20 protein-coding genes and 1 tRNA gene are annotated in these 18405 nt (G+C 68.5%); 14 read left to right on the forward strand and 7 right to left on the reverse strand.

All coding sequences use genetic code 11. From position 1 onward, the window contains the following. The coding region (locus Q0D75_RS19040; RefSeq protein ID WP_291057115.1) for a PhoU domain-containing protein at positions 1-349 on the reverse strand (349 nt) is incomplete at its 3' end. 208 nt (positions 350-557) lie between these two features. On the opposite strand from Q0D75_RS19040, the gene Q0D75_RS19045 reads away from it, so the two are divergent. Together Q0D75_RS19045 and Q0D75_RS19050 are read left to right on the forward strand one after the other, a co-directional pair. Then, positions 558-1712, forward strand: coding sequence for an ATP-binding protein (locus Q0D75_RS19045; RefSeq protein WP_291057117.1), 1155 nt, complete (start codon positions 558-560; stop codon positions 1710-1712). Beyond that, complete coding sequence (locus tag Q0D75_RS19050) at positions 1709-2389, forward strand: response regulator transcription factor (RefSeq protein WP_291057118.1); 681 nt, start codon at positions 1709-1711, stop codon at positions 2387-2389. Before Q0D75_RS19045 ends, Q0D75_RS19050 begins: the two co-directional genes overlap by 4 nt. A 25-nt stretch (positions 2390-2414) precedes the next feature. Here Q0D75_RS19050 and Q0D75_RS19055 read toward each other — a convergent pair whose 3' ends face one another. Continuing rightward, a complete protein-coding gene (locus tag Q0D75_RS19055; protein WP_291057120.1) occupies positions 2415-2975 on the reverse strand; it encodes a hypothetical protein in 561 nt (186 codons plus the stop codon). Between the two features lie 126 nt (positions 2976-3101). Between Q0D75_RS19055 and Q0D75_RS19060 the strand changes: the two genes are divergently transcribed. From Q0D75_RS19060 to rlmB, 4 genes are all read left to right on the forward strand, one after another. Next, complete coding sequence (locus Q0D75_RS19060) at positions 3102-3584, forward strand: CarD family transcriptional regulator (protein WP_066040922.1); 483 nt, start codon at positions 3102-3104, stop codon at positions 3582-3584. A gap of 21 nt (positions 3585-3605) precedes the next feature. Beyond that, on the forward strand, positions 3606-4793 hold the full coding sequence (ispD, locus tag Q0D75_RS19065) for a 2-C-methyl-D-erythritol 4-phosphate cytidylyltransferase (RefSeq protein ID WP_291057122.1): 1188 nt from the start codon (positions 3606-3608) through the stop codon (positions 4791-4793). A 472-nt stretch (positions 4794-5265) separates the two neighbouring features. Next, positions 5266-6693, forward strand: coding sequence for a cysteine--tRNA ligase (gene cysS / locus Q0D75_RS19070; protein ID WP_291057124.1), 1428 nt, complete (start codon positions 5266-5268; stop codon positions 6691-6693). After that, a complete protein-coding gene (gene rlmB / locus Q0D75_RS19075; protein ID WP_291057126.1) occupies positions 6686-7744 on the forward strand; it encodes a 23S rRNA (guanosine(2251)-2'-O)-methyltransferase RlmB in 1059 nt (352 codons plus the stop codon). The genes cysS and rlmB overlap by 8 nt, the downstream gene beginning before the upstream one ends. An 84-nt stretch (positions 7745-7828) precedes the next feature. Here rlmB and Q0D75_RS19080 read toward each other — a convergent pair whose 3' ends face one another. Then, a complete protein-coding gene (locus tag Q0D75_RS19080) occupies positions 7829-9136 on the reverse strand; it encodes a DUF4032 domain-containing protein (protein WP_291057128.1) in 1308 nt (435 codons plus the stop codon). Between the two features lie 4 nt (positions 9137-9140). Beyond that, positions 9141-10241 carry a sn-glycerol-3-phosphate ABC transporter ATP-binding protein UgpC gene (ugpC, locus tag Q0D75_RS19085; protein ID WP_291057130.1) on the reverse strand — a complete coding sequence of 367 codons (1101 nt, stop codon included), beginning with the start codon at positions 10239-10241 and terminating at the stop codon, positions 9141-9143. Between the two features lie 221 nt (positions 10242-10462). Between ugpC and Q0D75_RS19090 the strand changes: the two genes are divergently transcribed. Further along, positions 10463-11368 carry a thioredoxin domain-containing protein gene (locus tag Q0D75_RS19090; RefSeq protein ID WP_291057132.1) on the forward strand — a complete coding sequence of 302 codons (906 nt, stop codon included), beginning with the start codon at positions 10463-10465 and terminating at the stop codon, positions 11366-11368. 48 nt (positions 11369-11416) lie between these two features. Next, positions 11417-11492 (forward strand) — tRNA-Thr (locus Q0D75_RS19095). 34 nt (positions 11493-11526) lie between these two features. On the opposite strand, the gene Q0D75_RS19100 is transcribed toward Q0D75_RS19095, so the two are convergent. From Q0D75_RS19100 to msrB, 3 genes are all read right to left on the reverse strand, one after another. Continuing rightward, positions 11527-12741 carry an MFS transporter gene (locus tag Q0D75_RS19100; protein ID WP_291057148.1) on the reverse strand — a complete coding sequence of 405 codons (1215 nt, stop codon included), beginning with the start codon at positions 12739-12741 and terminating at the stop codon, positions 11527-11529. A gap of 68 nt (positions 12742-12809) precedes the next feature. After that, positions 12810-13334 (reverse strand): nitroreductase family protein, encoded by a 525-nt coding sequence (locus tag Q0D75_RS19105; protein ID WP_291057150.1) that lies wholly within the window; start codon positions 13332-13334, stop codon positions 12810-12812. A 17-nt stretch (positions 13335-13351) separates the two neighbouring features. Beyond that, on the reverse strand, positions 13352-13789 hold the full coding sequence (gene msrB, locus Q0D75_RS19110; protein WP_291057134.1) for a peptide-methionine (R)-S-oxide reductase MsrB: 438 nt from the start codon (positions 13787-13789) through the stop codon (positions 13352-13354). A gap of 70 nt (positions 13790-13859) precedes the next feature. Between msrB and Q0D75_RS19115 the strand changes: the two genes are divergently transcribed. From Q0D75_RS19115 to groL, 6 genes are all read left to right on the forward strand, one after another. Then, a complete protein-coding gene (locus Q0D75_RS19115) occupies positions 13860-14366 on the forward strand; it encodes a GNAT family N-acetyltransferase (RefSeq protein ID WP_291057136.1) in 507 nt (168 codons plus the stop codon). Positions 14367-14413: 47 nt separating this feature from the next. Beyond that, positions 14414-14707 (forward strand): DUF3263 domain-containing protein, encoded by a 294-nt coding sequence (locus tag Q0D75_RS19120; protein ID WP_291057138.1) that lies wholly within the window; start codon positions 14414-14416, stop codon positions 14705-14707. A gap of 15 nt (positions 14708-14722) precedes the next feature. Next, positions 14723-15328 (forward strand): LytR C-terminal domain-containing protein, encoded by a 606-nt coding sequence (locus Q0D75_RS19125; protein ID WP_291057140.1) that lies wholly within the window; start codon positions 14723-14725, stop codon positions 15326-15328. A 173-nt stretch (positions 15329-15501) separates the two neighbouring features. Then, entirely contained in the window at positions 15502-15705 is a 204-nt protein-coding gene (locus Q0D75_RS19130) for a cold-shock protein (protein WP_171703748.1), read from the forward strand. Positions 15706-15773: 68 nt separating this feature from the next. Beyond that, positions 15774-16838, forward strand: a complete 1065-nt coding sequence (locus Q0D75_RS19135; RefSeq protein ID WP_291057144.1) for a DUF3048 domain-containing protein — start codon at positions 15774-15776, stop codon at positions 16836-16838. A 110-nt stretch (positions 16839-16948) separates the two neighbouring features. Then, the coding region (groL, locus tag Q0D75_RS19140) for a chaperonin GroEL (RefSeq protein WP_291057146.1) at positions 16949-18405 on the forward strand (1457 nt) is incomplete at its 3' end.

An 18405-nucleotide genomic window follows, 5' to 3' on the forward strand; every position in this document is an offset into this window, starting at 1 on the left:
GGCTCTTCTTCACCACCTTGTCGGGGTAGCGGTACCGGGCCAGCTGGGCGATGTGCTCGGCGATGTCGCCCATCCGCTCGAGCGAGGCGCTCACCCGCAGCGCGGTCACGACGATGCGCAGGTCACGGGCGACCGGCTGCTGCAGGGCCAGGATGCCGATGGCCAGCTCGTCCAGGCTCGCGGCCAGGGCGTCGATCTTGGGGTCTTCGGCGATCACCGTCTCGGCGAGCGTCACGTTCGACTCGTTGAAGGCCGCGGTGGCGTTGGTGATCGCAACGGTCACGAGCTCGGAGATCTCGACGAGTCGTTCCTGAACCTCGCGCAGCTCTTGCTGGAATACCTCACGCATGCGTGGTGGTCCTTTCTGGGGTACGGCGGGCACTGCGACCGCTGGCTCACGTGCACGCAGAGTCGCCGCCGGTATCGGCAAGCGACGAGTCCATCCTTCTGAGGCCAGGTTAACGCGAGGTGCCGTGCAGTTGAACACTCCGGGAAGCGATGGCTCTGCGGCGGCAGACACGGGATCCGGTCCCGACGGACTCACTAGTGTAGTTGGCATGGAAACAGGCTGGGTCGTGCTGTTGTCTGTGGCACTCGGCCTGGTCGTCGGCGCAGGCTTCGTGCTCGTGGTCTTCGCGGCCGAACGCCGGGGGAACAACGCAGTGGCCGTGTCGTCGACCGCCGTTCCCGACGGCGTGGAGCAGATGATCGACGCCCTCGACTTCGCCGGCCTGGTGCTGGATCCCTCGAACAACGTGGTCAAGGCCTCCGAGCGCGCCTACACCTACGGTCTGGTGTCCAACGGGCTGCTCGTGCACGACGAGATCGGCGACCTGGTGGCCCGGGTGCGCCGCTCGGGCGATTCGGTGAACAAGGAGATCGTCCTCGCGCGTGGCCCGTTCGGCGAGGCCAACATCCACCTCGACACGCAGATCGCCCGCCTCGGCAGCCGCTACGTGCTGGTGCTCGCCGAAGACCGCACGGATGCCTACCGGCTCGAAGAGGTGCGGCGCGACTTCATCGCGAACATCAGCCACGAACTGAAGACCCCGATCGCCTCGATCGCGCTGCTCGCCGAAGCGCTGGATGCGGCATCCGACGACCCGGAGCAGGTGCGCCGTTTCGCCAAGCGGATGGGCACCGAGGCCACCCGGCTCTCGCAGATCACCCGCGAGATCATCGAGCTCTCGCGGCTGCAGTCCACCGACGTGCTCGGCACGGCCGAGCTCGTCGACATCGACTCGGTGGTCTCGGCGGCCGTCGACCAGAACCACGTGATCGCGGATGCGCGCGGCATGGACGTGGTGGTGGGCGGCAAGAAGCGGCTCACCGTGATGGGCGACGAGACCCTGCTCACCCTGGCGGTGAACAACCTGATCGCGAACGCCGTGCAGTACTCGCCCGACGGATCGCGCATCGGCATCGGGGTGCACCACGACAACGGCGTGCTCGAGCTGGTCGTCACCGACCAGGGCATCGGCATCCCCGACGACGACCTGCCGCGGGTGTTCGAACGGTTCTTCCGTGTCGACCAGGCGCGCTCGCGCAACACCGGCGGCACGGGTCTCGGGCTCAGCATCGTCAAGCACGTCGTGCAGAACCACGGCGGCGACATCCGGGCCTGGTCGCAGATCGGCCAGGGCTCGACATTCACCATCCGGCTCCCGGAGGCCACCGGCCTCCGCGCCGGCACGCAAGGAGAGAAGCGATGACCCACATCCTGCTGGTCGAAGACGAGGCCGCGCTCAGCGAGCCGCTCAGCTATCTGCTGCGCCGGGAGGGCTACGGGGTCACCGTGGCGCCCGACGGGCCGAGCGCGCTGAGCGAGTTCGACCGGGGCGGCGTCGACATCATCCTGCTCGACCTGATGATCCCGGGCATCCCCGGCACCGAGGTGTGCCGCGAGATCCGCACCCGCTCCTCGGTGCCGATCATCATGCTGACGGCCAAGGACTCCGAGATCGACATCGTGGTGGGCCTCGAGCTCGGCGCCGACGACTACGTCACGAAGCCGTACTCCACGCGCGAGCTGCTGGCGCGCATCCGGGCCGTGCTCCGCCGTCAGCTCGAGGTGATCGACGCCTCGGAGCCGCAGCTGGTGGCCGGGCCCGTGTCGATGGACGTGGAGCGCCACACCGTCGCCGTGAACGGCAAAGAGGTGGCCATGCCGCTGAAGGAATTCGAGCTGCTCGAGCTGCTGCTGCGCAATGCCGGCCGCGTGCTGACCCGGGGTCAGCTGATCGACCGGGTGTGGGGATCCGACTACTTCGGCGACACCAAGACGCTCGACGTGCACATCAAGCGCATCCGCTCAAAGATCGAGACGACGCCGTCCGACCCGACGCTGCTCGTGACGGTGCGAGGCCTCGGCTACCGCTTCGAGGCCTAGGGTTCCGGCCGGAAGGCCGGGCCCGCTACTCGGCGGGTTCGGCCGTGGCGGTGGCGGCCGGCACGGGGGTCTCGACCACCGGCGGGATGGTGACCGTGGGGGTCGGCGTCGGAGTCGGCGCGAGGCCGGTGTATTCCGGCAGCGACGTGGTGAGCACGGGAACGAGCACCTGCTTGCCCTCGGTGTCGCCGTACTGGAAGTAGACGGGGAAGAGGCTGCCCGGGTCGCTCACGTTGCTCAGCAGGATCTGCTCCGAGCCGCTCTTGCCGAAGCTCGTGATGGCACCGGAGCCCTCGACGGAGACCTTCTGGTTCACGCGCTCGCCGGTGGAGCCGTCTTCGTACTGCACCAGCACCTGCTGAGTGGAGTCGGAGGTGTTGGTGAACGAGACGAGCAGGTTGGCCAGTTCGCCGTCTTCGCTGATGAGCGTGGCGTTGCGCACCGAGACGTCGCCGAGGTTGGCGTTCACGCCGTCGGAGGTCTCGACCTCCTTGGTGGTGGCCTGCGGGGTGATGAAGGCGCATCCGGCCGTGCCGAAGACGACGAGCGCACCCGCCAGAACGGATGCCGCGAGACGTGCTTTCACGTGACCCTCCAGAGTCGTAGACGCTTTGGATTCAGCCTACAACGAGCGGGCGGCCGGGCGTGGGTAAGGACACCCTTACTACATAGCCCCTGTGGTATCCTGGTAGCCACGGAAGGACATCCATTCATGCTTTTTGAGGTCGGCGAGACAGTCGTTTACCCCCACCACGGAGCCGCGACGATCTCCGAAGTGAAGACCCGCGTCATCAAGGGTGAAGAGAAGATCTACCTCAAGCTCCGTGTCACGCAGGGCGATCTCACGATCGAGGTCCCGGCCGACAACGTCGACCTGGTCGGTGTTCGCGACGTGATCGGCCGTGAGGGTCTCGACAAGGTGTTCGAGGTGCTCCGCGCGCCGTTCACCGAAGAGCCCACGAACTGGTCCCGCCGGTACAAGGCCAACCTCGAGAAGCTCGCCTCGGGCGACGTCATCAAGGTCAGCGAGGTCGTGCGCGACCTGTGGCGCCGCGATCAGGATCGCGGTCTCTCGGCCGGCGAGAAGCGCATGCTCGCGAAGGCCCGCCAGATCCTCATCTCCGAGCTCGCGCTCGCCGAGAAGACCGACGAAGAGAAGGCCTCGCTGGTTCTCGACGAGGTCCTGGCCTCCTAGGCTCCTCCGCACGCCCCGCTCGTGGAGCAGTCTTCAGCGACGGTCTCCCCGTCCGTCGCGGTCATCGTGGTGGCGGCCGGTTCCGGCAGCCGTCTCGGGCTCGACCGCCCGAAGGCGTTCGTCGAGATCGCCGGCCGTAGCATTTTGTCGCGCGCGATGGATGCCGTTCTCGGCATATCCGAGCCCGTCGAACTCGTGGTGGTGGTTCCGGCCGCCGAGATGACGGCGACGGATGCGGCGCTCGCGCCTCTCGGGCTCGATTATGTGGCCGTCGCCGGGGGAGATACCCGGCAGGGTTCTGTCACCGCGGGGCTCGAGGTGCTCTCGAGCGCGATCGAGGTCGTGCTGGTGCACGATGCGGCGCGGGCGTTCACGCCCACCGCGGTGTTCGAGGCGGTGATCGCCTCGGTGCGGGCGAACGGGCACGGCGCCATCCCGGGGTTGCCCGTCACCGACACGATCAAGGCGCTCGGCGACGACGGCGGCATCCACCAGACCGTCGACCGCTCGAGCCTGCGCGCCGTGCAGACCCCTCAGGGCTTCCCTCGAGCGCAGCTCGATGACGCGTACGCGCGAGCGACGACGGATGCGACCGACGACGCCGCCCTGGTGCGCGACGCCGGCTACCCGGTCGAGCTGGTGCCGGGCGACGCCCGTTCGTTCAAGATCACGACGCCCGACGACCTCGAGCGCGCGGAGGACCTGCTGCGGCGCGCAGCGGCATCCGTTCCCTCGTTCCGTACGGGGATGGGAGTGGATGCGCACGCGTTCGCGCCGGCCTCCGAGCAGGTCGAACTGTGGCTGGCCGGGCTGCACTGGCCGGGGGAGGGTGGCCTTTCGGGGCACAGCGACGGAGACGTCGTGGCGCACGCGATCTGCGACGCGCTGCTCGGTGCGGCCGGGCTCGGAGACCTCGGCAGCCGGTTCGGCACCTCCGACCCGTCGCTCGCCGGCGCGCACGGCTCCGTCTTCCTGGAACGCACCCGCGCCATCCTGGCGGATGCCGGCTTCACGGTCGGCAACGTCTCGGTGCAGCTCATCGGCAACCGGCCGCGATTCGCTCCCCGCAAAACGGAGGCCGACGCGCTGCTGTCGCAGCTGCTCGGGGCGCCCGTGAGTGTCTCGGCCACCACGACAGACGGCCTGGGGTATGCCGGGCGGGGCGAGGGCCTGACGGCCCTCGCCACCGCCCTCGTGTACCGGGTGTAGGTCACGGTGGTGGTTGCGCCCGTCAGGGGTGGGTTTCCGTGGGAGGTTTCTCGTTAGACCGAACACCCGCTGTGCTAGCTGCGGTCGCGCCGGGCTTCGCTCGGCGTGACCGGGCTGCGCCGGTCCCTGCCCGGCGCAGCGCGACATGTGGGGGCGCGGTCGAACGACCCGGCCTGCGGTCGGGCCGTTCGGCCACACCCCCACCCTGGGTAAACGAGTAGGGCCTGAGACTTTGGGCCTCTCAACGTCCGTTGCGGTCTGAAACCGCCAACACATGAGGTGAGCATCCAATGTCTCAGGCCCTACTCAACGACCCAGGGTGAGTGGGTGGCCGGAGGGTGCGACCGCAGGCCGCGCCCTCCGACCGCGCGCTCACATGTCGCGGCTCGCCGGGCAGGGACCGGCGAGCCCCGGTCACGCCGAGCGAAGCCCGGCGCGACCGGCAATAAAAACAGCCCGGTAAACTACCCCAGTGAGACTCTACGACTCGAAGGCGCGCGCCCTTCTCGACTTTGTGCCGATCGTTCCCGGCGAGGTCGGTATCTACGTGTGCGGGCCTACTGTGCAGTCTTCGCCGCACATCGGGCATCTGCGGTCGGCGCTGGCGTACGACCAGCTGCGGCGGTGGCTCGCGTACAGCGGGTTCAGCGTGACGTTCGTGCGCAATGTGACCGACATCGACGACAAGATCCTGCTGAACGCGGCCGCCAGCGCTGCGGCCGGCAGTCCGGAGCAGTGGTGGGCGCTGGCCTACCGGGTCGAGCTCGAGTTCACGGCCGCGTACAACGCCATCGGCGTATTGCCGCCCACTTACGAGCCGCGCGCCACGGCATCCATTCCCGAGATGCAGGCCATCATCCAGCGCCTGATCGACAACGGCCACGCCTACGCGACGGATGACGGCACCGGCGACGTGTACTTCGACACGGCCAGCTGGCCCGAGTACGGCGAGCTGACGCATCAGAAGCTCGACGACATGGCGCCCGCCGCCGACTCCGACTCGCGTGGCAAGCGCGACGTGCGCGACTTCGCGCTGTGGAAGGGGCACAAGGAGGGCGAGCCGCTCTCGGCGTCGTTCCCGAGCCCGTGGGGCGGGGGCCGCCCGGGCTGGCACATCGAGTGCTCCGCGATGTCGACCAAGTACCTCGGCACGCAGTTCGACATCCACGGCGGCGGCCTCGACCTGAGGTTCCCGCACCACGAGAACGAGCTGGCGCAGTCGCGCGCGGCAGGCGACGCATTCGCGAACTACTGGCTGCACAACGGTCTCGTGGCCGTGACGGGGCAGAAGATGTCGAAGTCGCTCGGCAACTCCATCTTCGCGAGCGAGCTCATCGCATCCGCTCGCCCGGTGGTGCTGCGCTACTACCTGGGCGCCGCCCACTACCGCTCGACGCTCGAGTACCACGACGGTGCCCTGGAGGAGGCGGAGGCCGCGGTCTCGCGCATCGAGGGCTTCCTCGAGCGCGCGCAGCGCCGCCTGGCCGACACACGGTTCGCAGGCACCGCCGAGGTCGTCGTTCCCGACGAGTTCCGTGAGGCGATGGATGACGACCTGAGCGTTCCGCAGGCGATCGCCGTCATCCACGAGACCGTCCGCAAGGGCAACGCCGCGCTCGACGACGAGGACTTCGCCGAGGCGGCCGCCCTGCAGGGGCAGGTGCTCGCCATGACCGATGTGCTGGGAATCAACCCGCTGGCGCCCGAGTGGGCCACCGGCACCGACAGCGGATCCGAGCGCGCACTCGCTACGCTGGTCGAAAGCCTCGTCTCCGACCGGGAGACGGCACGTAAGAACCGCGACTTCACCACCGCGGACCGCATCCGGGACGAACTCGGACAGGCCGGAATATCGATAGAAGACACGCCTACCGGCGCGCACTGGAGTCTTGATGGCTAAATCATCCACGGGCCGACCCTCACGGGCCGGCGCCGTCCGCAAGGGCACGAAGGGCAGCAAGGCCGTCGGGTCCGGCGGCCAGGGCCGTCAGGCGCTCGAGGGCAAGAAGCCCACGCCCAAGGCCGAGGACCGGCCGTACCACCCCGCCGGCAAGGCCAAGGCGGCGCGCGAGCGCTTCGCGGCGGCCGGCGGCAAGGGTCGCCCCGGCGCGCGTTCGACGAGCGAGCGGAGCCAGGATCCGGGTCAGTACTCGACCGGCCGCACCTCGGCACCCGCCCGCCGCGCCAAGAAGGCCGACGACAGCGAGGTGGTCACCGGCCGCAACTCCGTCGTCGAGGCGCTGCGTGCGAAGATCCCGGCGACGGCGCTGTACGTGGCGTTCCGGGTGGAGGTCGACGAGCGCGTCAAGGAGGCGCTGTCGCTCGCCACCAAGCGCGGCATCCCGATCATGGAGGTCATGCGCCCCGAGCTCGACCGCATCTCCGGTCACGACTCGGTGCACCAGGGCCTCGCCCTGAAGGTGCCGCCGTACGAGTACGCGCATCCGGAGACCCTGCTCGACCAGGTGCAGCGACGCGGCCAGAAGCCGTTGTTCGTGGCGCTCGACGGCATCACCGACCCGCGCAACCTGGGTGCGATCATCCGCTCGACGGCCGCGTTCGGCGGGCACGGCGTCATCGTGCCGCAGCGCCGCTCGGTGGGCGTCACCGCCTCGGCCTGGAAGACCTCGGCCGGTGCCGCGGCCACCACCCCGGTGGCCATGGCCTCGAACCTCACGCAGACCCTCAAGGCCTTCAAGGCCGCGGGCGTGTTCGTCGTGGGCCTCGACGGCGGCGGCGACACCGAACTCCCCGGTCTCGACTTCGCCGACGGCCCGATCGTCGTCGTCGTCGGCAACGAGGGCAAGGGCCTCAGCCGCCTCGTCACCGAGACCTGCGACGCGATCGTCTCGATCCCGATCTCCTCGGGCACCGAGTCCCTCAACGCCGGCATCGCCGCATCCGTCACGCTCTACGAGATCGCCCGCCAACGAGGCGCCAAGAAGAAGTAACCCCCACCCCACCCTCGTCGAGAAGTCTCAAATGGCCGCTAATTCTGAGGAATAGCGGCCATTTGCGACTTCTCGATGGGGCGATCAGACGGTGAGGCGCCAGTCTGTCTCGGGGTCGGTGTCGTCGGAGGATGCTGCGGCGTCTTGGGTGGGGACGGGGAGGGTGATCGCCTCCGTGGGCGGGCCGATCACGGTGGCCTCGTCGCGGCGGTGGCGCAGCACCTCGTCGATGTAGGAGGAGAGCGCTTCGGCCAGGGGCACGTCGCGGCTCTGATCCTGGCTCATGAACCAGCGGTGCTCGAGCAGCTGGTGGAACACCTCGGCCGGCTCGAGCTTGCCCTTGAGGTCGCGCGGGATGGCGCGGATCACGGGTTCGAAGACGCCGGCCAGCCACTGGTGCGCCACCATCTCCTCGTCCACGTCCTTGCGACCGTACTTGGCCGAATAGGAGTCGAGGTCGTTCAGCAGGCGGCGGGCCTGGTTCTCCTGGGCGTCGAGCCCGGTGAGCCGCAGCAGACGGCGCTGGTGGTGCCCCGCATCCACGACCTTGGGCTGGATGCGCACCGTGGTGCCGCCCTCGGTGGTCTTGATGGCGAGCTCTTCGATGTCGAAGCCGAGATCGTTCAGGCGGTCGACCCGCTCGGCGATGCGCCAGCGCTCCGATGAGCTGAACGACTCGGATCCGGTCAGCTCCTTCCAGAGCGAGCGGTAGGCCGCCACGATGCCGTTGGAGACGGTGATCGGGTCGAGCTCTTCGTCGGCTCGGCCGCCGGCCTCCAGATCCATCAGTTCGCCGGCGATGTTGACGCGCGCGATCTCGAGGTCGTTCTCGCGCTGGCCGTTGGAGAGCCCGTCGTAGAGCTGCCCGGTCTCGGCGTCGACGAGGTAGGCCGCGAAGGCGCCCGCATCCCGCCGGAAGAGCGTGTTCGAGAGCGAGACGTCGCCCCAGAAGAAGCCGATCACGTGCAGGCGCACGAGCAGCACGGCGAGGGCGTCGACCAGGCGGGTGGCCGTGTCGGGCCGCAGGGTCTGCGAGAACAGCGCCCGGTAGGGGAGCGAGAACTTCAGGTGCCGCGTGACCAGTGCCGAGCGCAGCGGCTCGCCGTCGGCGTCGTGGCGGTTGGTGATGACCGCGAGCGGATCCACACACGGCACGTCGAGCCGCTGCAGGGTGCGCAGCATCTCGTACTCGCGCTTGGCCATCTCATCCGTCGTCTCCTTGATGGCGATGACGTGGCCGGAGAGGTGGGCGAACCGCACGAGGTGGCGGGAGATGCCTTTGGGGAGGGCCGCGATGTACTCGTCGGGCCACTCGTCCAATGGCACCGACCACGGCAGATCCAGCAGTGCCGGATCCGCCGTGGCCGAGGTGATCGAGAGGGAGGTCGTCAACGGGTTAGGCGACGACGGCCTTGTTGCCGAGGCGCTCGCCCGACTCGAGGTCGAACAGGTGCACGTGGCCGGGAGCGGCGGTGAGGTACACCTTGTCGCCCACGAAGGGGTGCGAGCGGCCGTCGACGCGGGTGACGATGTCGGTGCGCTTGCCGTCGATCTCGCTGTGGCCGTACAGGTAGCCGTCGGCGCCGAGCTCTTCGATCAGGTCGACGACGACCTCGAGGCCCTCACCCGGGGTCGAGGAGAGCACGATGTCTTCGGGGCGCACACCGATGGTGGCGCTGGTTCCGGATGCGCTGGCCAGCGTCTCGCGGTCGACCGGCACGATCGAGGTGCCGAACTTGATGCCCGCGTCGGTGAGGTCGGCGTGGAACAGGTTCATCGCGGGCGAGCCGATGAAGCCGGCCACGAACACGTTGTTCGGCTTCTCGTAGAGGTCGCGCGGGGTGCCGACCTGCTGCAGCAGGCCGTCCTTCAGCACGGCGATGCGGTCGCCCATGGTGAGCGCCTCGGTCTGGTCGTGGGTGACGTAGACGGTGGTGACGCCCAGGCGGCGCTGGAGCGACGCGATCTGGGTGCGGGTCTGCACGCGCAGCTTGGCGTCGAGGTTCGACAGCGGCTCGTCCATCAGGAACACCTGGGGCTGACGCACGATTGCGCGGCCCATGGCGACGCGCTGACGCTGACCACCGGAGAGGGCCTTGGGCTTGCGGCTGAGGTAGGGCTCGAGGTCGAGCAGCTTGGCGGCCTCGAGAACGCGGGTGGCGCGCTCGTCTTTGTTGACGCCGGCGATCTTGAGTGCGAAGCCCATGTTCTCGGCCACGGTCATGTGCGGGTAGAGCGCGTAGTTCTGGAAGACCATCGCGATGTCGCGGTCTTTCGGGGGGATGTCGGTGACATCGCGGTCACCGATCAGGATGCGGCCCTCGTTGACCTCTTCGAGGCCGGCGAGCATGCGCAGAGAGGTGGACTTTCCGCAACCCGACGGGCCGACGAGGACGAGGAACTCGCCGTCGGCCACCTCGAGGTCGAGCTTGTCGACCGAGGCACGGGTGGAACCCGGGTAGATGCGGGAGGCTTTGTCGAAAGTGACGGATGCCATGATTCATTACTCCTTCACCGGCAGGTACGTGCCGGACGATCCGTTGTGATGGATGGAACCGGGTCTGCATCATCGAAGACCCACGGATCAGTATCGCATGCTCTGGCGAACTCCCAGTCAGGGTTCCTACTATCCTTGAGTGGTCCTCGCCCACCCGGCCTGCGACCTGAGCGCCCCACCCGGCGCCCTCCTCACTCACCCAGTCTCCGGAGTTTGCACGAATGACCACTGGCGGATCCGACGATCGACAGTCCAAGAACCAGCGTCGAGAAGCGGCGCGGGAGAAGGCGAAGCAGCTCCGCGAGGAACAGCGCCGGAAGGATGTGCGCAACCGCGTCATCCTGATCAGTTCGCTGAGCGTCGTCGTGATCGCGATCGTGGTCGGAATCACCCTGGTCATCACGTCCACGCTGAAGCCGGCCGGCCCCGGCCCGCTGAACATGGCGAGCGACGGCATCCAGATCGGCCAGGACTTCACGGCTGTCACCACCCCGGCGCTGGCGTCGGGCGAAGACCCGGTGCCCACGGTCAACGACCCGGCATCCGGAACCGTCGACATCCGGATGTACGTCGACTACATGTGCCCCTACTGCGGCCAGTTCGAGACCACGAACAACGCGCAGATCGGCGAGTGGCTGCAGTCGGGCGCAGCGACGGTCGAGATCCACCCGCTGTCGATCCTGGACCGCTCCTCCCTCGGCACGAAGTACTCCACCCGATCGGCGAACGCCGCGGCCTGCGTGGCGAACTACGCGCCCGACCAGTTCTGGGCCTTCAACGGGCTGCTCTACTCCAACCAGCCGGAGGAGAACTCCTCGGGTCTGGACGACGACACCATCAAGGGCCTCGTCGAGCAGGCCGGGGTGACGGATGCCGGCGACATCGACTCCTGCATCGACGACACCCAGTTCAAGGGCTGGGTGGCGGATGCGACCTCCCGCGCGCTCCAGGGCCCGCTGCCGAACACCGACGAGCAGGCCGTCACCGGCACCCCCACCGTGCTCGTCAACGGCCAGAAGTACTCCGGCTCGCTGACCGACCCCGACGCCTTCTCGGCGTTCGTGGTGCAGGTCGCGGGCGAGGCGTACTCCACCGCGACCCCCACGCCGACGCCCGCCGCGGGCTGACGCGAGCCCGCGCGACCGCGCGGCTACAATAGGGTGGTTTCACCACCAGCCGGCTTGGCGCAATTGGTAGCGCACCGCTCTTGTAAAGCGGGGGTTGCGGGTTCGAGTCCCGCAGCCGGCCCCACCGAGGCTTTCTGGGCCGCCTTCAGCGCCCGTCGCTACGATCGGCGCTCGGAGCGGGTTCGGCGCTCCACCCCGAACGACACCATCAGCGCCAGGAAGCCGAGCACCGCGAGACCGACGCCCACGTAGGCGGGCGAGATGTAGCCGAGACCCGCCGTGATGGCGAGGCCGCCGAGCAGAGCGCCGAGCGAGTTGCCGATGTTCAGGGCCGAATGGTTGAGGGCCGCGGCGATCGACTGGGCGTTGTGCGCGACATCCATCAGCCGGGTCTGGATGGCGGGGGAGCAGGCCCCGGCGAAGATGCCGATCAGGAAGACGAAGACGAAGAGGCCGGGAACCGTGTGCGCGAACAGGGCGAAGCCGAGAACGGAGACCCCGAGGCCCAGAACGCTGATCACCAAGGACCGCTTCACGGAGCGGTCGGTGAGCCAGCCGGCGAGGAAGTTGCCGATCGTCATGCCCACGCCGAAGGCGACGAGAACGATCGGCACGAGCGAGGCCGTGAGTCCGGTGACGTCGGTCACCACCGGCGCCACATAGGTGTAGACCGCGAAGACCCCGCCGAAGCCGATCGAGGCGACGATCAGGGTGAGCCACACCTGCGCACGGGTAAAGGCACTGAGTTCGTTGCGCATGGTGGCCGTCGGGTCGCCGGGGCGGTAGGGCACGGTCAGCGCGATGGCCGCCAGCGTGACGGCGAAGATGATCGCCACCAGGAAGTACGTGCTGCGCCAGCCGAAGTTCTGGCCCACGAAGGTTCCGAACGGCACGCCGACGACGTTCGCGATGGTGAGACCGCCGAGTACGAACGCCACACCGCGGGCCCGCTTGCCCGGCCCCATCAACGAGGCGGCGACGAGCGAGGCGATGCCGAAGTACGCGCCGTGCGGCAGGGCGCTGAAGAAGCGCGCCGCCAGCACGAGCCCGAACGAGGGCAGGATCGCCGACAGCAGGTTGCCCAGCACGAACACCGACACCAGCACGATCAGCAGGCGCTTGCGCGGCCAGCGGGCGGCCGCTGCCGCGATGGTCGGAGCACCCACCACCACGCCGAGGGCGTAGGCCGACACCAGCAGGCCGGCCTGGGCGTTGGCGCCCGAGGGGTCGACCGCGTACTGCGCGGGCAGCAGGTCGGCGGCGATGTCGGGCAGCAGCCCCATCGTCACGAACTCGGTGACACCGATGCCGAATCCCCCGAGGGCGAGCGCCAGGATGGCGAGCCAGCGCCGGGCTGGGCTGAGCGCCGGCACCGCGGCGGGGCCGTCGTCGAGATCCTGCGGCGAGGCGGCGACGGGGGAGGTGGAGACGGCCTCGCCGCTCACAGCGCGCTGAGGTGCTCGGACACCCGGATGCGACGCTTGGGGCGCAGCACGCGAGATCGCTCGGGCATGCCGCCCACGTACAGCCAGCCCAGCAGCTCCTCGTTCTTGCCCAGCCCGTGGGCCTTGTTCACGGCCTTGGCCCGGGTCTGCGAGCCGGTGCGCCAGAACACGCCCCAGCCCTCGTCGGCCAGCACGAGCGAGAGATTGTGGGCGACACCGGATGCCACGGCCTCCTGCTCCCAGCGCGCCACCTTGCTCTTCTTGAACGACACGACGACCGCGAGCACCAGCGGCGCCCGACGGGCCTTCGAGCGCTGTTTCGGGGCGTCCTTCTTCTTGCCCTCGGCCTTGGCGAACGCGTCGCCGAGCCGGTCGCGGGCGTCGCCGCGGATCTCGATGATCCGCCACGGGCGCAGATGGCTGTGATCGGCGACCTGGCCGGCCGCCTCGACGAACTCGGCCAGCTCGGCCGGCGTGGGCGCAGCATCCGTCACCCTCGACGACGAGCGCCGGGCGAGCATGGCCTCCTTGACGCCGGTCACGCCTCCTCGGTGTTCTTGGGGTCGGTGGCTTCCGGCTCGGCTGCGGTGAAGCTCAGCGAGATCGAGTTCATGCAGTAGCGGTCGCCGGTGGGGGTCTGCGGGGCGTCGTCGAACAGGTGGCCGAGGTGCGAGCCGCAGTTCGAGCAGCGCACCTCGGTGCGCACCATCCCGAGCGTGCGGTCTTCGATCAGCTCGACGGCGTCGGAGCCGGTGGGGTCGTAGAAGCTCGGCCAGCCGCAGTGCGAGTCGAACTTGGTGGTGCTGCGGAAGAGCTCCTGGCCGCAGGCCTTGCACGTGTAGACACCCTCGCGGCCTTCGTCGAGCAGCTCGCCCGTCCAGGGGCGCTCGGTGGCGGCCTCGCGCAACACGGCGAACTCGTCGGCCGACAGCTCGTCGCGCCATTCCTCGTCGGACTTGTTGACCTGATAGCTCATGTGGGGGTCGCTCCTGCGTGCTCGGACCGTAGTCGGATTCTCATTCGATCATCCCAGTAAACTCGGCACGGTGCCTCACCATTCCCTCCATCGCTCCTCCTGGGGCGAGCTGACCACCCGCGAGCTGTACGCCATCGTGAAGCTGCGCACCGACGTCTTCTTCGTCGAGCAGAAGGTCGACGAGAGCGAGCTGGACTGGCGCGACGCCGAGGCCGAGACGGTGCACTTCTGGCTGACGGATGCCGGCGGAGGCGTCGACGGTGAGGGTCAGGATGCCGGCGAGGTCGTCGCCTACCTCCGCGTGCTGCGGGACGCGCAACCCGAGCACCTCGACGCGCACCGCGTGATCGGCCGGGTCGTCACCCACCCCGCCCATCGTGGACAGGGCCTCGCCCTCGCCCTGCTCGACGCCGTGATCGCCGAGTTCGGTTCGGAGTCGATGCTGCTGCACGCGCAGAGCTACATCGTTCCCCTCTATCAGCGGGTGGGATTCGTCTCGTTCGGGGAGGAGTTCGAGGAGGCCGGGATCGCCCACCAGTCGATGTTCCGGCCCGCCGACGCTATCGGCTCCCGTTGAGGCGCGCAGCCATATGATGTGCGAGACGTTCGAGTGAAGGGAATGCCATGGCTGTCGCAGACGAGCTGCCGATGCCCTCGGCGAACCCTCGGCCGCTCGCCGAACGCGACGCCCGCATCCTGAGTTTCGAGCGCAGCTGGTGGCGTCACGCCGGGGCGAAGGAGCAGGCGATCCGCAAGGAGTTCGGCCTCTCGTCCGCCCGGTACTACCAGTTGCTCGGCGGGCTGATCGACTCCCCGGCCGCCCTTGCACACGACCCGATGCTCATCAAGAGGCTCCAGCGGGTGCGGGAGGCGCGGCTGGCCGCCCGCTCCGCACGCCTGCTCTCGCGCGACGACTAGGACTCCGCCCGACCCATGTCACGTTTCACCACAGACAGCTTCGACGCCCTGCCCGCCCACCCCGACCGCGTCGGCGCGCACCGCGGCCCCGCTCCGCGCGGGCGCGGCTGGATCGTGTTCGCCTGGGCCGCGCTGGCCACCGTGCTGCTGGTCGGCGCCGGCATCACGTACCTCGCGGTGATCAACAACAACATCCAGTTCACGGATGCGTTCGGCGGCTCCTCCTCGTCGGCCGCGCCGGCCGACACCCCGACGCCCACTCCGTCGGTGACGCCCATCACCGACGGCGCCCTAGCGGTCACCATCCTGAACGGCACCGACAACGTCGGCCTCGCCGGTCGGGTGGGTGAGGCGGCCGCGGCCGGTGGCTGGAACATCGCCACGATGGCGAACGCCAGCTCCACCGACTTCGCCACCACCACCGTCTACTACGAAGACCCGGCGAACGAGGCGGCCGCGCTCGGCCTCGCCCAGCTGCTCGGCGGTGTGGCGACCGCGCAGTCCTCCACCTTCCAGGGGGCGGCGCTCACCGTGGTGCTCGGCACCGACTACGCCGGCCCGGGCGTCGCCGCCGCCGAGGGCGAGGCCCCGGTGGAAGACCCGGTCGTCCCCGCCGAATAAGCCCGTTCTCCGCGTGCAATATTTCACGCGTGTTTCCGTCGTGTTGATTCCCGGTCACGGTTTGGACAATTGACCGTTCCGGCCGTTTTCCGCCGTTCCCATCGGATTAGTATCTGGAAATGGTCGCGGCAAACTGTGCCGTTGCTGCAGAAACACAGCACTTGGGAGTAACAATGGCGAACGGAACCGTCAAGTGGTTCAACGCTGAAAAGGGCTACGGCTTCATCACCGTCGACGGCGGTGGACAGGATGTCTTCGTGCACTACTCGGCGATCGATATGGCGGGCTACAAGGTCCTCGAAGAGGGCCAGCAGGTCGTCTTCGAGGTCGGTACCGGGTCGAAGGGGCCGCAGGCGGAATCCGTCCGCCTGGCGTGAGCCCGCAGGATCTCCGGCGCCGCGCGGGTGGCGCCGTCGCATCCGGCTGCCTTCGCTAGTCTGTGCTGGTGATCAACCGGCGACGACGCTCCTCACGTCTGGGCGCGACCCTGGCCGTGCTGACGGCGGGCGGCCTGCTCACCGGGTGTGTCGCGGATGCGCCTGACGCGTCGGGCACTCCGAAGCCGACAGCGGCGTTCCTCTCCGACTACGTCACCCCGGCACCCGTGGTTCCGGCGCCCTTGCGCGGCACGCTCGTGCCCGAGGGGTCGCTCACCTCGCCGTCGCTCGCGGCCAAGATCGACAACCATGAAGACGCCCGCCCGCAGATCGGGCTCGAGCGCACCGACCTGGTGTTCGAAGAGCTCGTCGAAGGCGGCCTCACCCGGTACGTGGCGGTGTGGCAGTCCGACCTGCCCGAGCTGATCGGGCCGGTGCGCTCGATCCGGCCGATGGATCCCGACATCATCTCCCCGCTCGGCGGCATCGTGGCCTTCTCGGGCGGCCAGGAGCAGTTCGTCGAGATGATGGAGGCGACCGACGTCTACAACGCCATCCACGGGCAGAGCGACACCGAGTCGACCTTCTTCCGGATCGACGGGCGCGACAGCCCGCACGACGTCGTGGTGAAGGCCGCCGACCTGGTGGGGCAGCATTCCGACCTGGCCGCGCCGGCGCAGCAGTTCGCGTATTCCTTCGACGTGCCGTCGTCGAGCGCGGCGACCGACGGATCGCCTTCGGCCTCCCTCGCGCTCGTCTTCTCCGACGCCCGGTACCCGGGCTGGGAGTGGGACGCGGCATCCGGAACCTTCCTTCGATCGCAGGAGGGGGCACCCGACCTCGACGCGAACGGCGATCAGCTCTCGGCCGTCAACGTCGTGACGCTGCGGGTGGACGAGGTCTCCAGCTACGACGAAGAGGTGCCGCAGGCGGTGCTCGTGGCCTCGGGCGAGGCCTGGGTGTCGACCGGGGGCAAGACGCTGCACGCCACCTGGGTGAAGGATGCGCGCGATGCGCCGATCCGGCTGCTCGACGACAGCGGCGCGACCGTGCGCCTGGCCCCGGGGAACACCTGGGTGGAACTCGTGCCCCTCGACGAGGGCAGCGTCACGATCGCCCCACCCGCGGCGTAACCTCACTTGCACTCGGGATGCCCGAGTGCCAGTATTGCTTTAGCACTCGTGAACTCTGAGTGCTAAAACACTTGAATCTTTGAAGACGTCCAGGAGGGCGAGAAACACACATGGCAAAGATCATTGCTTTCGATGAAGAGGCCCGTCGCGGCCTCGAGCGTGGACTGAACATCCTCGCCGACGCCGTCAAGGTGACGCTTGGCCCGCGCGGCCGCAACGTCGTCCTCGAGAAGAAGTGGGGCGCTCCCACGATCACCAACGACGGCGTGTCCATCGCCAAGGAGATCGAGCTCGACGACCCCTACGAGAAGATCGGCGCCGAGCTCGTCAAGGAGGTCGCCAAGAAGACCGACGACGTCGCGGGCGACGGCACCACCACCGCCACCGTGCTGGCCCAGGCGCTCGTGAAGGAAGGCCTCCGCAACGTGGCCGCCGGCGCCGACCCGATCTCGCTCAAGAAGGGCATCGAGAAGGCCGTCGCCGCCGTCTCCGCCGAGCTGATCAAGAACGCCAAGGAGATCGAGACCAAGGAAGAGATCGCGGCCACCGCGTCCATCTCCGCGGCCGACCCCGAGATCGGCGCGATCATCGCCGAGGCCATCGACAAGGTGGGCAAGGAAGGCGTCGTCACCGTCGAGGAGTCGAACACCTTCGGCACCGAGCTCGAGCTGACCGAGGGCATGCGCTTCGACAAGGGCTACCTGTCGGCGTACTTCGTCACCGACCCCGACCGTCAGGAAGCGGTCTTCGAAGACCCCTACATCCTGATCGTCAACAGCAAGGTCTCGAACATCAAAGACCTGCTGCCGATCGTCGACAAGGTCATCCAGACCGGCAAGCAGCTGCTCATCATCGCGGAAGACGTCGATGGCGAGGCCCTGGCCACGCTCGTCGTGAACAAGATCCGCGGCATCTTCAAGTCGGTCGCCGTCAAGGCCCCCGGCTTCGGTGACCGCCGCAAGGCTCAGCTGCAGGACATCGCCATCCTCACCGGTGGCCAGGTCATCGCCGAGGAGGTCGGTCTCAAGCTCGAGAACGTCACCCTCGACCTGCTCGGTCAAGCCCGCAAGGTCGTCATCACCAAGGACGAGACCACGATCGTCGAAGGCGCCGGAGACCCCGAGGCCATCGCCGGACGCGTGTCGCAGATCCGTTCCGAGATCGAGAACACCGACAGCGACTACGACCGTGAGAAGCTCCAGGAGCGTCTCGCCAAGCTCGCCGGCGGTGTCGCGGTCATCAAGGCCGGTGCCGCCACCGAGGTGGAGCTCAAGGAGCGCAAGCACCGCATCGAAGACGCCGTGCGCAACGCCAAGGCCGCCGTCGAAGAGGGCATCGTCGCCGGTGGTGGCGTCGCCCTCATCCAGGCCGGCAAGACCGCCTTCGCCAACCTCGACCTCAAGGGCGACGAGGCGACCGGCGCGAACATCGTCAAGGTGGCCATCGAGGCTCCCCTGAAGCAGATCGCGTTCAACGCCGGTCTCGAGCCCGGAGTCGTCGCCGCCAAGGTGCGCGACCTCGACTACGGCTGGGGCCTCAACGCCGCGACCGGTGAGTACGTCGACCT

Origin of the sequence: Herbiconiux sp. (genome assembly GCF_023264855.1) — a bacterium.
Lineage (GTDB): Bacteria > Actinomycetota > Actinomycetes > Actinomycetales > Microbacteriaceae > Herbiconiux.